11 protein-coding genes are annotated in these 13,495 nt (G+C 48.2%); 4 read left to right on the top strand and 7 right to left on the bottom strand.

What is annotated here, in order from left to right; translation table 11 throughout:
* Positions 1-189: 189 nt before the first annotated feature.
* The 3 genes from FW758_RS15345 to FW758_RS15335 form a co-directional block, all read right to left on the bottom strand.
* A complete protein-coding gene (locus FW758_RS15345; protein WP_446445832.1) occupies positions 190-972 on the bottom strand; it encodes a phosphoadenylyl-sulfate reductase in 783 nt (260 codons plus the stop codon).
* The gene (cysI, locus tag FW758_RS15340) at positions 965-2,662 is read right to left on the bottom strand and encodes an assimilatory sulfite reductase (NADPH) hemoprotein subunit (RefSeq protein WP_446445831.1); all 1,698 of its coding nucleotides are present in this window, start codon (positions 2,660-2,662) and stop codon (positions 965-967) included. Before cysI ends, FW758_RS15345 begins: the two co-directional genes overlap by 8 nt.
* A 99-nt stretch (positions 2,663-2,761) precedes the next feature.
* Positions 2,762-4,561, bottom strand: a complete 1,800-nt coding sequence (locus FW758_RS15335) for an assimilatory sulfite reductase (NADPH) flavoprotein subunit (protein ID WP_446445830.1) — start codon at positions 4,559-4,561, stop codon at positions 2,762-2,764.
* Positions 4,562-4,980: 419 nt separating this feature from the next.
* Between FW758_RS15335 and FW758_RS15330 the strand changes: the two genes are divergently transcribed.
* The 3 genes from FW758_RS15330 to FW758_RS15320 all read left to right on the top strand — a co-directional run bounded on the left by FW758_RS15330 (position 4,981) and on the right by FW758_RS15320 (position 8,602).
* The gene (locus FW758_RS15330) at positions 4,981-6,507 is read left to right on the top strand and encodes a Re/Si-specific NAD(P)(+) transhydrogenase subunit alpha (protein ID WP_446445829.1); all 1,527 of its coding nucleotides are present in this window, start codon (positions 4,981-4,983) and stop codon (positions 6,505-6,507) included.
* Between the two features lie 11 nt (positions 6,508-6,518).
* The gene (pntB, locus tag FW758_RS15325; protein WP_446445828.1) at positions 6,519-8,003 is read left to right on the top strand and encodes a Re/Si-specific NAD(P)(+) transhydrogenase subunit beta; all 1,485 of its coding nucleotides are present in this window, start codon (positions 6,519-6,521) and stop codon (positions 8,001-8,003) included.
* 218 nt (positions 8,004-8,221) lie between these two features.
* Entirely contained in the window at positions 8,222-8,602 is a 381-nt protein-coding gene (locus FW758_RS15320; RefSeq protein WP_446445827.1) for a hypothetical protein, read from the top strand.
* Positions 8,603-8,799: 197 nt separating this feature from the next.
* Here the strand turns inward: FW758_RS15320 and FW758_RS15315 are convergent, their stop codons facing one another.
* The 4 genes from FW758_RS15315 to hldE all read right to left on the bottom strand — a co-directional run bounded on the left by FW758_RS15315 (position 8,800) and on the right by hldE (position 12,425).
* On the bottom strand, positions 8,800-9,384 hold the full coding sequence (locus tag FW758_RS15315) for a hypothetical protein (RefSeq protein ID WP_012088381.1): 585 nt from the start codon (positions 9,382-9,384) through the stop codon (positions 8,800-8,802).
* A gap of 156 nt (positions 9,385-9,540) precedes the next feature.
* Positions 9,541-10,020, bottom strand: a complete 480-nt coding sequence (locus tag FW758_RS15310; RefSeq protein WP_006082899.1) for a TetR family transcriptional regulator — start codon at positions 10,018-10,020, stop codon at positions 9,541-9,543.
* A 150-nt stretch (positions 10,021-10,170) separates the two neighbouring features.
* Positions 10,171-10,998: a hypothetical protein gene (locus FW758_RS15305; RefSeq protein WP_446445826.1), complete on the bottom strand. Its 828-nt coding sequence runs from the start codon at positions 10,996-10,998 to the stop codon at positions 10,171-10,173.
* The gene (gene hldE / locus FW758_RS15300) at positions 10,995-12,425 is read right to left on the bottom strand and encodes a bifunctional D-glycero-beta-D-manno-heptose-7-phosphate kinase/D-glycero-beta-D-manno-heptose 1-phosphate adenylyltransferase HldE (RefSeq protein WP_006082901.1); all 1,431 of its coding nucleotides are present in this window, start codon (positions 12,423-12,425) and stop codon (positions 10,995-10,997) included. Before hldE ends, FW758_RS15305 begins: the two co-directional genes overlap by 4 nt.
* Positions 12,426-12,528: 103 nt before the next feature.
* On the opposite strand from hldE, the gene FW758_RS15295 reads away from it, so the two are divergent.
* The gene (locus FW758_RS15295) at positions 12,529-13,455 is read left to right on the top strand and encodes an LpxL/LpxP family Kdo(2)-lipid IV(A) lauroyl/palmitoleoyl acyltransferase (RefSeq protein ID WP_220592122.1); all 927 of its coding nucleotides are present in this window, start codon (positions 12,529-12,531) and stop codon (positions 13,453-13,455) included.
* Positions 13,456-13,495: the final 40 nt, after the last annotated feature.

Raw genomic sequence — 13,495 nt, 5'->3', positions numbered from 1 at the left:
TGAAAAAAGCCAGCAACACTAACTCTATGAATATCAATATATCTCACTGAAATGACGCTTAAATGACATCGATTCGCTTTATCGTCAATCCAGAGTATTAAATTCAACCAAAGATAAGACCTTTCTTACCGAGATAAAAAACGCCCCAATGGCAATTGAGGCGTTTAATACTTCAAATCAATAAGATGACTAGATTTCGTAGTGCAGACCACACTCACGTTTCAGCCCATTAAAGCGCGTTTCTTCCTCTGTCATCCCTAATTCAAGTGGTTTACTCGAATGGGTATCACCAACAGAAACATAGCCTTGGTCCCAAAGTGGGTGGTACGGCAAGTCAAATTGAGTCAAATATAGGTGCACATCTTTATTCGACCACTCGATAATCGGCAGTAACTTAAAGCGAGCGCCATGAATCGCCAGTATCGGCAGCGCCTCACGGGTACTGGCTTGGCTGCGCCTCAGCCCTGCAAACCAAGTACCGACCTCAAGCTCGGCCAAAGCACGTTGCATAGGCTCAACTTTATTTAAACGGTTGTATTGCTCTAACCCGTCTAACCCTTGCTCCCACAACTGACCAAAGCGTGCCTCTTGCCATGCGGCTGTCATCGGCGCTTGATATACTTTTACATTCAGTGATAAACGCTGTGTCAGCTCATCGATAAACTGATAGGTTTCAGGGAACAAATACCCTGTATCCGTGAGGATAACCGGAATATTCGCCTGTGCCTGGCTCACCATATGCAGCATCACTGCGGCTTGAATACCAAAACTTGACGACAGTGCATGATTACCGGGCAAATAAGTTAAGCCCCACAACACGCGCTCTTGTGCGCTTAATCCAGCTAAGAACTGATTTATGCGCTCAAGCTCCATCGCTTGCTCAGCCTTGGGCGCACTCAATAGCGCCGTTAACTCGGCCGTGCTGACCACAGTCGGCACTGTATCACTGGTTTTTTGTTGATGATCAGCCATGAAAATCCTTAGCGGCATCAATCACCGCCTTCACAACGCCTACGCGGACGGTGAAGTTACCAAAGGTTTCGCCTGCATCACGCTCGACGGCGTAGCGGCCAAACAGGGCATCCAATTCGGCGAGAATTTCCGCCTCTTGGATATTTTCTCTGTGCATCTTGTTCAGACGAGTCCCTTCAAAGCTTGCGCCTAAGTACAAGTTGTAACGGCCTGGCGCCTTACCCACAAGCCCGATTTCAGCGGCAAATGGACGCGCACAACCGTTTGGACAACCTGTCATCCGCACCACAATCGCTTGCTCACTGATGCCGTGTTTTGCCTGCAGCGCATCGATATGATCGATAAACTCAGGGAAGTAACGCTCAGCTTCCGCCATTGCTAATGGACAAGTCGGCAAGGCCACACAGGCAATCGAGTGACCGCGGGTTTGCGTCAACACTTGGCCCAGTAGTCCGTGTTTACGTGCTAAGCCTTCAATCGTAGCTTTATCTTCTACCGCGACACCTGCGATGATCATGTTTTGATTCGAGGTCATGCGGAAATCGCCTTTGTGGATCTTAGCTATTTCACGCAGTCCCGTTTGCAGGGTTTGGCCTGGTAAATCTTTAATGCGGCCGCTTTCGATAAATAAGGTTAAATGCCATTTACCGTCAACACCTTCAACCCAACCATAACGATCGCCGCGATCGCCAATCACTACATCACGCTTAGGCTCAAACTTCACCCCAGCGCGCAGTTCGACTTCGGCTTTAAATTTCTCATAGCCATGGTCGACGATAGTGTATTTAAGGCGTGAACGTTTACGGTTAACACGATTACCCCAGTCGCGTTGCACTGTCATGACAGCTTCGGCAAACTTCATCACGTCGTCAGTTTTGATAAAACCAAAGTCGTCAGCCAGACGTGGGAAAGTCTCCACCTCGCCATGGGTCGAGCCCATGCCGCCGCCCGCGGTTAAGTTAAAGCCAACCAACTCACCGTTTTCAGCAACGGCGATAAAGCCTAAATCGTTAGTGTAAACGTCAACATCGTTATCGGGAGGAACCGCAACCGCCATTTTGAACTTACGTGGCAGATAAGTTTTGCCATATACAGGTTCAACGGTTTCATCTTCGGTCGAAAGTAGCTTTTCTTCATCTAACCAAATTTCGGCGTAGGCGCGCGTATGGGGCAACAGATGATCTGACAGTTGTTTCGCCACCGCATAGGCTTGCTCGTGCAGTTTCGATTCCACCGGATTAGGATTACACATCACGTTACGGTTAACGTCACCACAAGCGGCAATCGAATCCAGCGCTTCACGATCTAAGTCTTGAATAATGGTCTTCAAGTTACGCTTAGGAATACCGTGGTACTGGAAGGTTTGACGGGTCGTTAAACGAATGCTGTTTGAGCTGGTTAAGGTCGACGCAATTTTGTCTACGCCTAACCATTGCTGTGGAGAACAAATACCGCCAGGTACACGGGCACGCAACATAAAACTATATAAAGGTTCGAGTTTTTGCTCTTTACGTTCGTTACGTAAATCGCGGTCATCCTGCTGATAGAAGCCATGGAATTTGATCAACTGCTGATCGCCGTCACTGAAACAGCCGGTTACCGCAGAATCTAAGCCTTCTTTAATCGTACCGCGCAGGTAATCACTGTCGGTCTTTAGGTATTCGTTTAACGCTAACTTTTGCTCACTCATGGCAACTGCCTCTTCAAATTCGGTTCGCTAACTGCACAGGTCATCACGTGTGCAGCTTTGGCTATTTTTATGCGTTTCTTATATGCGCAACGGTTGAGATTAATACACGTCTTTTTGGTAACGTTTATCGCTGCGCAGTGTTTCAAAGTAGGCTTCAGCCGCTTCGTTATTCAAACCACCGACTTCGACAGCCACCTCAATCAAGGCTTGGTGAACATCTTTGGCCATACGTTCAGCATCACCACAAATGTACAGATGCGCGCCGTTTTGCAACCATTGCCACAGGGCTTGGCCTTGTTCTTTAATGCGGTGCTGCACATAAACTTTATGGGCTTGATCGCGTGAGAAAGCTACGTCGATACGACTTAAATCGCCATTTTTCAAATACTGTTGCCACTCAGTTTGATACAAGAAATCCTGCTCAAAGTGTGGATTGCCGAAGAATAACCAGCTATCACCTTGAATACCTTGGGCCACGCGCTCCTGCATAAAGGCGCGAAACGGCGCAACACCTGTGCCTGGGCCAACCATAATAACTGGTGTGTCTGGATTCTCGGGTAAACGGAAATGCTTGTTCGACTCAACATAAACCTTAACCTGAGTGCCTTCCTGCGCAGAGGCTAAGAAGTGTGACGCGCCGCCAAAACGGGCCGCGCCGTGACGCTCATCTTCCACTAACGCTACGGTTAAATGGACTTCGGTTTCCACTTCACTTTGGCTTGAGGCGATAGAGTAAAGTCTTGGGGTTAATGGGCGTAGTAACTCAAGCAATCTTGCCGCGCTTAACGTGACAGCGCTATTTGTTAACGGATACTGGGCGACTAAATCAGCAAATTGATGCTTAAGGATAAAGTGACGCACTTGCTCTTTATCTTCGCTCAATGCTAGCAGCTCAGCGCTGCCGCTCAGTTCGGCCCATGCTTTGACTAATCCAGGATACAACTGAGTCAGCTCTTTCTTCTCAAGCAAAGCTTGCTTAAGGGTCAAAGATTCTGTGCCTAGGGTCACTAACTCATCGGCGGCCAACGACAGACCCGCTAAGACTTCATCGACTAACACTTCGTTATTACTAAACCACACACCAAGAGCATCGCCCGCTTGATAGCTTAAGCCTGAATCGCCAAGGTCGATTTCAACGTGGCGCACATCTCGGTCTGAACCGCGGCCGGTAATTTTTTGGCTCGCTAGCACTTCAGCGCTATAGGGGTTTTGCTTAGTAAACTCGCTTTCGCCAATCGTTTTAGCGGTACCGATAGATACCACACTGGCGGAAGAGGTTTCGATAAGCGGCTTAACGGCCTCTAACACATCGGCGTGCCACTGACCGGCGGCGGCCTCATAGTCCACATCACATTCAACCAAAGGTAACAATGACTTAGCACCCAGTAGCGCTAAACGAGTACTAAAGTCTTTACCGGTTTGGCAGAAGAATTCATAACTTGAATCCCCCAGCGCAAGCACTGAGTAATGTAGATTGTCTAACTTAGGCGCACGTTTCGATGCTAAAAACTTATGTAATTCAATCGCGTCATCCGGCGCTTCACCTTCACCATGGGTGCTGACCACCAGCAAGAGCACAGTTTCTTGTTTCAGTTGGCGAACATTGTATTCGCCCATTGAAGCCAGATTGACCGCATAACCTTGTGCCTGCGCCTTATCAGCGAGCGCTTTGGCGACACCACGGCCATTACCCGTTTGGCTGCCATAGAGAATCGTCACTGTTTGAGCAGTTTGCGCCTCTGCGGCGGGAGCTAGTTGGCCAGCATTGGCGGTGGCAGCAAGATAACCACTCACCCAAGCCAGTTGCACAGCACTTAACTCAGAAGTGAGTTGTTTTAGCTTCTCGACTTGTCCTTGAGACAATGGCGAAGCCAGCGATGAAAGTTCTTTTAACAACATGAGACGGCCCTATGACAGTGTAATGTCCACAAGCTTATCGCGGTTTAAGAAAAGCAAAAAAGAATAAAATCGGATTTTTAATTCCATTTTGGAATATACAAAGTGCAAAATTTAAGCTACAAAAGTGTGCACTGGTTAAAAGTTTTTGATCCGACCAGTGCAGAAACGGCCTGCTTGAGAAATATGCACTTGTGCCAAGCTAAAGTATTGCCACAATGGTCATGAGCCTGTCGAACAGAAATTTCTGTTGCCCACAGAATAGTTTGTTTTTAAAACAAAAAGTGTCCATCCTAGATTGAATGCCCGAACTGACTCGAATCACCAGCCGAGTAATCGCTTGCGATGACAGATTTTGCAGTTGAGTACGATGAAGGAAGCACAGCAGGCGGAACGATTATATAAACCATCAGGGAGTAGTCATGCAGATTGGAATACCGAGAGAAAGTCTCGCCGGTGAAACTAGGGTCGCCGCGACTCCAGCCACCGTCGAGCAGCTTAAAAAACTCGGCTTTGAAGTTGTTATTGAGGCCAATGCGGGTCAACTGTCAAGTTTCGATGATGCAGCCTTTGAAGCTGCAGGCGCGAAAGTGACAACTGACGTTTGGCAAGCCGATCTGATTTTTAAGGTCAATGCGCCAAACGACGCTGAAATCGAACAAATCAAAGACGGAGCAACTGTCGTCAGCTTTATTTGGCCCGCACAAAACCCTGAGCTGGTTGCGAAGTTAGCTAAACGCAAGATCAACGTGATGGCGATGGACATGGTGCCACGCATCTCCCGTGCCCAGTCACTCGATGCCCTTTCCTCTATGGCCAACATTGGCGGTTATCGCGCCGTTGTTGAAGCCGCGCATCAATTTGGCCGTTTCTTTACCGGTCAAATTACCGCGGCCGGTAAAGTGCCGCCCGCTAAAGTGCTAGTGATTGGTGCTGGTGTGGCAGGCCTTGCTGCCATTGGTACTGCGGGTTCGCTTGGCGCCATAGTGCGCGCCTTCGATACCCGCTTAGAAGTGGCCGAGCAAATCGAATCCATGGGCGGCCAGTTCCTTAAACTGGATTTTGGTAACGAAGAAGGTGGCTCATCCGATGGTTATGCTAAAACCATGTCGGATGAATTTATTGCCGCCGAAATGGCGTTGTTTGCTGAACAAGCCAAAGAAGTCGATATCATCATCACTACGGCGCTGATCCCCGGCCGTCCTGCGCCTAAACTCATCACTAAAGCTATGGTTGATAGCATGAAGAGCGGCTCAGTGATCGTCGATTTAGCCGCTGCAACTGGTGGTAACTGCGAATACACGCAATCGGGTGAGCTGTTTGTCACCCCGAACGGTGTAAAAGTGATTGGTTATACCGATCTACCCGGTCGTCTACCGGCGCAATCGTCACAGCTTTACGGCACTAACTTAGTCAACCTGATGAAGTTAATGTGTAAAGAGAAAGACGGTACTGCCAGCATCAACTTCGATGATGTGGTCATGCGCAACATGACTGTGATTAAAGAAGGTGAAGTGACCTTCCCGCCACCACCGATTTCGGTTTCTGCGGCGCCAGCAAAACCTGCCGCAAAAATCGCGCCTAAAGACACCACCCCGAAAGCGCCATCTAAGCTCAAATACGTGCTCGCCGCCTTAGGCGTTGCCGGATTTGCAGCCGTGGCATCGGTTGCACCGCCAGAGTTCCTGTCCCATTTCACGGTATTCTTGCTGTCCTGCGTCGTGGGTTATTATGTGGTGTGGAACGTATCCCACTCACTGCATACGCCTTTGATGTCAGTCACTAACGCGATTTCGGGCATTATCGTGGTCGGCGCTCTGTTGCAAATCGGTCAGGGTTCAACTTTGGTCACTGTACTGGCGTTTATCGCCGTGCTGATCGCCAGTATTAACATCTTCGGTGGCTTCACCGTCACTCAGCGCATGCTGAAGATGTTCCGTAAGGATTAAGGGGGTTTAACGTGTCTCAAGGACTGGTAACAGCAGCTTACATTATTGCCGCCATTCTCTTCATCTTCAGTCTCGCGGGACTGTCGAAGCAAGAGACGGCAAAACACGGCAATTTATTCGGTATCTTAGGTATGGCAATTGCCCTACTGGCTACCATTTTCAACCCTGATACTAACGGTATTGCGTGGATCTTAATCGCTATGGTGATTGGCGGTGCGATTGGTATCCGTTTAGCATTAAAAGTCGAAATGACTGAAATGCCTGAACTGGTTGCCATCTTACACAGCTTCGTCGGTATGGCCGCGGTATTGGTTGGCTTTAACAGCTTTATCGACTTACACCCACAGGAAGTGTCGCAAGTTGTCGTGGCTGTCGGTGGCGATATTAATACGACCCTCGCCGCAGTGCACGATGCTCTAAGTGAAGCGGCCAAAGCCGCCAGCAAAGAACATCTCACTGGCGCCATGCTTAACATTCACTTGGTCGAAGTCTTCCTCGGGATCTTCATCGGTGCGGTCACCTTCACAGGTTCTATCGTTGCCTTTTGTAAGTTACGTGGGCTGATTTCATCTAAACCTTTGATGCTGCCACATCGCCACAAGTTGAACCTAGTGGCAGTGCTCGTGTCTTTCGCCCTATTGGTGTACTTCGTCCAAACTGGCGGCACTATGCCGGCACTGCTATTGATGACCTTGATTGCCTTCGCCTTTGGCTGGCATTTAGTCGCATCGATTGGCGGCGCAGATATGCCAGTGGTGGTGTCTATGCTGAACTCCTACTCAGGTTGGGCAGCAGCGGCAGCGGGCTTTATGTTGTCGAACGACCTCTTGATTGTCGTTGGCGCATTAGTGGGTTCATCGGGTGCAATTCTGTCTTACATCATGTGTAAGGCGATGAATCGCTCGTTTATTTCTGTAATCGCTGGTGGCTTTGGCACAGATGGTGTGTCCTCGACTGCCGATGAAGAAATGGGCGAATACCGTGAAACCAACGCCGAAGATGTGGCGGATATGCTTAAAAATGCCACCTCTGTCATCATCACCCCAGGTTACGGCATGGCTGTGGCACAGGCGCAATATCCTGTGGCTGAAATCACCAAAAGACTGCGTGATCTTGGTGTGAAAGTCCGCTTCGGCATTCACCCAGTTGCAGGCCGTTTACCCGGCCACATGAACGTACTGCTGGCGGAAGCGAAAGTCCCCTACGATATCGTGCTTGAAATGGACGAAATCAACGACGACTTTAACGACACTGACGTAGTACTAGTCATTGGTGCGAACGACACGGTTAACCCTGCGGCAATGGAAGATCCAGGTAGCCCAATCGCAGGCATGCCAGTGCTCGAAGTGTGGAAAGCGCAAAACGTCATCGGCTTTAAACGCTCGATGAACACAGGTTATGCTGGCGTGCAAAACCCACTGTTCTTTAAAGACAATACCCAAATGCTATTTGGGGATGCGAAGGCCAGTGTCGAAGCGATTTTAAAAGCGCTTTGAGCCTGATGTAACCTTAACAGAGTGTAAATCGCTTAGGCGAAACACACTGTTTCAATGATAAAAAGGGAGCCGCTGGCTCCCTTTTCATTTCACATTTTTTTAAGCCTTTTAAGCTAGTCTCCGAACCCATAGGATGTGAGTTTTTTTCCCACAATCCCCATCGTTTTCGCCGGCAAAAATACGAAGTGGAATCTAACGCTATTTGAAGGAAAGAGTGAATGCTACTTGGACTGTTTATCCTGTCTGGCGTATTAATCAAAACCTCATTACTCGGACTTGGCTGGATATCGATTGCCATCGGCCTGAGTGGATATCTGTTATGTCGATGGTTCGATTTCAATTTGGATATCAAACTAATTGATAAATTTAGACGCCTTTTCATCACAGGTGCGGCTCTGCATCTTCTGGTCTATATCGGCTTAATCACTAAGCTTTTCCTTATCGACAGCTTAGAAGACTTACCCACATTCCTGATAAGTCACTTAATGTTTCACCACATCATCAGCGCTGCTATTGCTGCCACATTAACCTTCTTGGCGATTCGCATCTATTTACAGCAGCAAAAACTAACTCAAGCCTATCGACAGGAATTAAGCTAACTCAACAAGGTTTTGATGACAAATGCCGAAGGAGAAAGACTGGTTAAATTCATCATTAGCTTAAGTGGCATAAAATAATGGGGTACTAAAACAGATCATGCAGAGGTGGTGTCAGCAACACTGAATTCATCAATGAATTCAAACATCAGGGATAAGAATGACCCCTGATGTTTAGGGAGGAGCTAAGCCAAGATACGTTAGTCTACGGTAATATCGTTATCGCTAAGCTCTTTTGACAGGGTTTCATAATTCGTTTTAAGCTTCGGCAAAGTATCTTCTTGGATCTTACTCAGTACATTTTGCAGCAGGCCCTTACCGTAGGAAACACTGTAGTGGCGAGTTTCAATATCGCTAATGATCTGCTCAGACTCTAAATAAAAACGACGAATATCGGACAAGATGTGGCTCGGCGTCTCTAGGGCATTGGCTGAATAGCGCATATTCTCCCAAACAAACAGTCCCATTTGCGGGTGCATTTTCACTAAACTATTACCGCTCACTGTTTCAACCGTGTCGACATAACGGCTCAAAGTCGCCACGTTGTCACTCACTTCATCATAGAGCGCATGGCGCAGATGATAGTTGTTTTGCATATTACTTAAGTTATCGAACTTAATCGCCTGCGATAAACCTTCCTGTGCGGCCAAATACACCCCGACAACCGTCGCAATGATCATAAAGATCTGACTCACCCAAAAACTGGTTTTGATGAGCTCTGTATTATCGAGCTTGATGTTACGTTTGGGAGCCTCGGCGGCATTAGAGCTGGGTGTCATGTCCATATGTTTATCCTGTCAAATCAAGAGTAAAAGGCGGTATAACGCAATAAAGGGCATATCTTACACGACTAAAGAATGAGTTTCCTCAGTAAAAATCACGATTTTTACCTATAAAAAAGGAGCCATCAGGCTCCATTTTTATATTAATTGGTCAGTCTATTATGCTGCTTTTGCCACATCGAAATTGGACAATAACATCACAGCAGTACGGCCTAATAAGTGGTTGATCGTGCGATCGCCCGCTAAGCCTAACTCAGCAATCGCTTGCTGACGTGCTGTGCTCACCGCTCTAAAGAGGGTGATTTCATTGTTGGCACCACCACAAAGACTAAAGAACAGTCTCAATACTGCGCGGTAATGTTCTTCCTGCATTGCCTGCATCCACGATGTTTCTAATGCCTCTTGGCTAGAAAAATCCAGAGCCGCAACAAATAGATTGCCGATACGGCTATCTAAACGAACGAGAAAATCGCTCTTGCGTGGAAAATGGTGACTAATACCTGTACGGCTAATACCCGTAGCTTCAGATAACGTGGTATAAGACATAGTCTCAAAGCCGATAGTCAAAATTTGTCTTAACGCTTCATCCATAATCTGATTTATGGTTTGCTCAGTTTGTACTCGCGAGCGCTTAGCCATAGTAAAGTCTCCCCTCTTTTTTTAGGGGGAAAGCTTACCAAAGCCGCTCAGGGATTACTGCTGTTCACTCGGCTGCAACCAGCGTATTTCGCTTTTGTTCAGCTAGGGTTCAGTTTAAAACAGGCCTAAACGCCAATTCCGTTAACACATTCATAACATTGAATTTTGTACCAACCAGTTATGCGCTTTTTCCTCACCCATAAGTAAAACGAAGGTAGGTTGTAGATAGTGTCCAAGATCGGCTTTTCGCCAAAATAGATATTCAGGAAGGGGTTGCAACACACTCGCGCCAAAAGTCCGTTGCATTAAGCTCGAATACTCGCCTAATAATCTCGGCTCTAATTGCTCAGCGTTAGGATAAAAATCCGCCAGAAAATCCCGATAATCGGTGAATCTCGCCACTTGAGCCACTTCGTAGTGATGCAACACTTGTATCATCATAGGCGAACTCCAGTGCGACAAGTATTGCGGACTTGTTAACGCATCGAGATTGCGTCTATGGTATTGCTGCCATGCCAAGGCAAAATCACCTCGCTCCCGCGCGATACGCCAAACCAGATAAATATCGGCTAGCCATTCATGCTGATATGCGCTCAATTGAGTCGGTAATACTGTGCCTTGCAGGGCAAGGTTCTCCAAATGCCCGAGCTCATGCCATAGGGTTAATTGCGGCTGTTCGAGCAAAGGTAATTGATAGGTCACTAGATCGACACTGGCTAACTGCACTTGCGGCGACTGCAACTCGTTGACTAAGACTAGGCCCGCAATCTTATTGTCATCGACGGGCATGACCATGGCGCCTCGCTGGCCTAAATCGCGCCTAAATTGATCTAACGTAGCGGGCAGCTGCGCCAACACTTGCTTAGGCAATAATGCCAAGCAAGCGCCAAGCTCTGGTAAAGGGCAAATCAAAGCCTGCTTATCGGCAATGGGCGTCCAAGACAAGCTAGATGCAAATACCAGAGCAACTAAGCTCACTGATTAGCCATGATATTTTGAATAATCGCCGTGGTTGAAATACCATCCTCAAAGCCCAGCACTTGTACTTGACCACCGGCGGCAATCACTTCAGCGCCGCCTGCGATGTCTTCGAGCTTATAGTCGCCGCCTTTAACCAGTAGATTTGGCAGCAAGCGAGTGATAATACGTTGCGGCGTATCTTCACTAAAAGGCACCACCCAATCGACAGAGGCTAAGCCCGCCAACACGGCCATACGACGATCAACCTGATTGACTGGACGACCATCACCCTTTAGGCGTTTAACCGAGGCATCATCGTTTACTGCAACAATCAAACGGTCGCCTAAGGCTTTGGCTTGTTTGAGGTAACTCACGTGGCCCGCATGCAAAATATCAAAGCAACCATTGGTCATCACCACACGCTCACCGCGCAGTTTAGCCTGCTCTAAGGCATAGGCGAGCTGATCTTCACTCACCACACCAAAACCCGATTCTCCATGATGCAAAGCCAAAGCTTCAATAAGCTCAATGCGGCTCACGGTAGAAGTGCCAAGCTTACCAACCACTACGCCAGCGGCGGTATTCGCAATTGCGCAAGCCTGCGGTAAATCGGCGCCCGCAGCTAATGAGGTTGCTAAGGCAGAAATCACAGTATCGCCAGCACCCGTCACGTCATAGACTTCACGGGCAACGGTAGGAATGTGCAGCTCGGGCGCATTGGCGGTCACTAAGGTCATGCCCTTTTCAGAGCGGGTGACTAAGATGGCATCAAAATTATGTTGCTTGAGTAAGCCACGGGCTTTTTCCAGCAGATCCGCTTCAGAGGTTACTGTGCCAACAACGGCTTCAAACTCGCTCATATTCGGGGTGATCAACGACGCGCCCTGATAACGGCCAAAGTCACTGCCCTTAGGATCGACTAACACCATCACACCTTTAGCACGGGCAAGCGCAATAAAATCTCGCGGCTGATCGATAGCGCCCTTCGCATAATCTGACAACACCACCACATCGACAGAATCGAGTAAGGCCTCGGATTGCTTGAGCAAACGCACACTATCGGCCTTGTCGAAGGCTTCTTCGAAATCGAGTCGGATCAATTGCTGGTTACGTGATAACACCCGTAACTTAGTGATGGTTGGCTTGTCAGCAATGGTTAACCATTGGGGTTCAACCCCTAAGGTTTGCACGCCAAGCGTTAAGGCATGGGCGGTATCGTCTTGACCGACGAGCCCAGCAAGTTGGACTTGACCACCTAAGGTCGCGATATTGAGCGCCACGTTGGCCGCGCCGCCGGGTCTGTCTTCGACTTGATTAATCTTCACCACAGGTACGGGGGCTTCAGGGGAGATACGTCCCGTAGGGCCAACCCAATAGCGGTCTAACATCACATCGCCGACGACTAACACTCTGGCTTTTTCAAATGCTGGCAGAGAAACCTTCATAGTGCTCTTATCTTTATGCAGAAATTAAACCGTGATTGTACCTAATTTTCAGTAAAAATTGAGTTAGAATAAGCAGTAATTTTCAAAAGTAGTGAGTATTTTTGTGGTCGAGAAAGCCGAGTTTTCATCTTCTTTATATCATCCTAAGCATTGGCCCATGTGGTTTGGCGTATTCTTGATGCGTTTAACTCAGCTTCTACCGCTCTCATGGCAGATGAAACTGGGTAAAGGTTTAGGTCGCTTAGTGATGAAATTTGCAGGCAGTCGCACTCATACGGCGCGCCGTAACTTGGCCCTTTGCTTCCCTGAAATGTCAGAAGCACAGCGAGAAACCCTGCTCAAGCGTAACTTTGAAGAAACGGGCAAAGCCATTTTCGATACCATCAATGCATGGTGGTGGTCCGATGAAAAAGTGCAGCAGCACATGAGCATCACAGGTAAAGAACACGTGCAAGACACTCTCGATGCTGGCCACGGCGTTATCCTGTTTGCAGTGCATTGTTTACCGCTGGAAATGGGCGCACGTATCTTCGGCCAATTCCAACCCGGCGTGGGGGTCTATCGCCCACACAACAATCCTGTGATGGAATACCTCCAAGTTAAAGGCCGTTTACGCTCGAATAAAGGGCTTGTTTCTAAACGCGACTTGCGCCAAATGGTGCGTTGCCTGCGTAATCCCGATGTGATTTGGTACACGGCCGATCAAGACTTTGGCCGATCAAGCGCGGTATTTATCCCGTTTTATGCCATGCCAGATGCGGCAACGATTACGGGGGCTACCACGTTAGCCAAACTCGGCAAAGCCAAAGTCTTGCCCTTTTTTGTGGAACGTACCGAAGGTGATGAGGGTTATCGGATTGAAGTGATGCCACCGCTGGATAATTTCCCCGGCGAAGATGAGTTAGCCGATGCTATTCGCGGTAACAAGATTATCGAATCCATCATAGATAAAAACCGCGCCCAATATATGTGGTTGCATCGCCGCTTTAAAACCCGCCCAGATCCAACGGACAAATCTTTATATCAGTAACTCATTCCGTTTTTGAATACAAAAATGCCAGCAAATAAGC

The sequence above is a fragment of the Shewanella sp. 1180_01 genome (assembly GCF_052850535.1).
Note: the sequence above shows the minus strand (reverse complement) of the source record. Positions and strands in the feature narration are given on the sequence as shown.